The 3,006-nt window shown below is 70.4% G+C and carries 1 protein-coding gene; it reads left to right on the top strand.

Going from position 1 to position 3,006, the window contains the following annotated elements:
* Positions 1 to 3,006: hemagglutinin repeat-containing protein (locus DCH402_RS23095; RefSeq protein WP_233276275.1), on the top strand; the 3,006-nt coding region annotated here is incomplete at both ends.

The following is a 3,006-nucleotide window of genomic DNA, read 5'->3' as shown; positions in this document are numbered from 1 at the left end:
CTGATAACCGCCCAGAACGGGCTGACGCTGCAGGCGGGGCACGACATCGTGCTGAACGGGGCGCAGCTGAGCGCGGGCGGGCCGCTGGCGCTGGCGGCGGGCAACGATATCCAGCTGAATGCGCTGACCACGCTGACGGACACGGTGCGCGAGGGCGGCGGGGCCACCACCGAGCGGCGTAGTCAGGGGCTGGTGCGGAGCACGGTGGCCGGCGGGGGCGACCTGAGCCTGAGCGCCGGGCGCGACCTGAGCGGCACGGCGGCGCAGCTGAGCGCGGCGGGGACGCTGGCGCTGTCGGCGGGGCGGGACCTGAGCCTGCTGTCGGCCCGCGAGGAGCAGTTCGGCTCGAACGCGTGGAGCCGGCATCTGGACTGGCAGCAGACGGTGACGCAGCAGGGGACGGGGCTGAACGCGGGGGAAGGGCTGAGCCTGCGGGCGGGGCAGGACCTGACGCTGCAGGGGGCGCAGGCGGAGACGCGGGGCGTGCTGACGGCACAGGCGGGGCGCGACCTGAGCCTGCTGTCGGCGACGGAAAGCCGGCATGACTTCTTTGAAGAAACCACGGTGAAGAAGAAGACCTTCTCGACAACCGTGACGCACACGGTGCGGGAGACGGCGCAGACGACGGAGAAGGGGACGCTGCTGTCGGCGGGCAGCGTGGCGCTGACGGCGGGGCAGGACATCGGGGTGCGGGGTTCGTCGGTGGCGGCGGACGGCGGGGTGGCGCTGACGGCGGGGCGTGACATCACCACGGCGGCGAGCGTGGAGAATTACCGCAGCTACGAGGAGCAGAGCCGCAAGAAGAGCGGGCTGTTCAGCGGGGGCGGGATAGGGTTTACTGTGGGCAGCACGTCGCTGCGCCAGACGCTGGAGTCGGCGGGGACGACGCAGAGCCAGAGCGTGAGCACGCTGGGGAGCACCGGCGGGTCGGTGAGTCTGCGGGCCGGGCAGGATGTGAGCCTGACGGGCACCGATGTGATTGCGGCGCGGGACATCGACCTGAGCGGGCGTAACGTGACGGTGACGCCGGGGCACGATGTGCGTCGCACCACCCAGACACTGGAGCAGAAGCAGAGCGGTCTGACGATTGCGCTGAGCGGTAGCGTGGGCGGCGCGCTGAACAGCATGGTGGAAACCGTGCAGGCGGTGAGCCGCGAGAGCGACAGCCGGTTAAAGAGCCTGGCCGGGGTGAAAGCGGCATTGAGCGCCGGACAGGGGGCGCAGGCCACCCGGCTGGCGATGGCGCAGCGTGAGGCGGCCGGCGCGAAGACGGCGGCGGGCAGCGGTGAGGAGGGCGAGCAGCCGCAGGCGGTCGGGGTGAGCATTTCGTACGGCAGCCAGTCGTCCCGCTCCGAGCAGCGCCAGACGCAGGAGACGGTGTCCGGCAGCAGCGTGACCGCGGGTGACAACCTGCGTATTCGGGCGACCGATGGCGATATCACGGTGGTGGGCAGCCAGCTGAAAGCCGGTCAGGACCTGACGCTGGCGGCCACGCAGGATATCCGGCTGCTGTCGGGGGCGAACACGCAGCACACCGAGGGCAGCAACCAGAGCCGGGGCGGCAGTATCGGGGTCAGTATCGGCGTCAGCGCCTCGGGCAGTTTCGGGCTGAGCGTCAGCGCCAGTGTCAATGCGGCGAAGGGCAACCTGCGCGGCGACGGACTGACGCACACCGAATCGCTGCTGGAGGCGGGCCGGACGGCGGTGCTGGGCAGCGGCCGCGACACCACGCTGCAGGGGGCGCAGGTCAGCGCGGAGACGATAACCGCCCGGGTGGGGCGTGACCTGCTGGTGCGCAGCGAGCAGGACAGCGACCGCTACGACAGCAAACAGCAGAGTGTCAGCGCCGGGGTGACGATACCGATTTACGGCGGCGGCGGCGGGGCGAGCTTCAGCTTCAGCCGTGACAAGGTGCACAGCAACTTCGACAGCGTGCAGGAGCAGAGCGGGCTGTTTGCGGGCACCGGCGGGTACGACATCCACGTCGGCAGCCACACGCAACTGGACGGCGGGGCGATAGCGTCGACGGCGGGTGCGGACAGGAGCCGGCTGGAGACGGGCACGCTGGGCTTCAGCAACATCGACAACCGGGCGGAGTACAGCGCGTCACACACCGGGGGCGGGTTCAGCACCAGTGCGCCGGTGGGGCTGCAGGTGCTGAGCAACGTCGGCGGGCTGATGCTGGCGGGGGCGAACCAGAGCGGCGCGTCGTCGGGGACGACCTATGCGGCGGTGAGCGACGGCACGCTGATTATCCGTGACAGGGCCGGACAGCAGCAGGACGTGGAGGGGCTGAGCCGGGATACGGCGGGGGCCAACAGCGGGGCGCTGAACCCGATATTCGACAAGGAGAAGGTGGAGAGCCGGCTGCGGCAGGCACAACTGCTGTCGGACATCGGGACGCAGGTGCTGGATATCGCCTCGACGGAAGGGGCGATAGCGGCGACGAAGGCGGCGAATGCGCGGCTGGCGGAGACGCCGGCGGAAGCGCGGCAGGCGAAGGCGGACGAGCTGGCGAAGGCCTCGCCGGGCAAGGCGGTAACGCAGGAGGCGGTGACGCAGGCGCTGTACCAGGAGTACTACAATGCGTCGCTGAACGACTCGGTGTATCGGACGGGGGGACCGGTACGTCAGGGTATCCAGGCGGCGGTGGCGGCGCTGCAGGGTGTGCTGGCGGGGAATGTGGCGCAGGCGGTGACGGGGGCGGCGGCGCCGTATGTGGCGGAGGAAATCCACCGTCAGACGACGGATGCGGCGGGCAACACGAACGTGATGGCGAACACGCTGGCGCACGCGTTGCTGGGTGCGGTGGTGGCGCAGGCGGGCGGGAACAATGCGCTGGCGGGTGCGGCGGGTGAAGCGGGCGGCGAGCTGGCGGCGCGGGCGCTGATGGAGGGGCTGTACCCTGGGAAGAAAGCGGACGAACTGAATGAAGACCAGAGGCAACTGCTGAGTACGCTGTCGACGATAGCGGGCGGTCTGGCGGCGGGCGTGGTGGGCAACAGC

It is taken from the genome of Dickeya chrysanthemi NCPPB 402 (genome assembly GCF_000406105.1).
Lineage (GTDB): Bacteria > Pseudomonadota > Gammaproteobacteria > Enterobacterales > Enterobacteriaceae > Dickeya > Dickeya chrysanthemi.
This window is presented reverse-complemented; position numbering and strand designations above follow the sequence as displayed.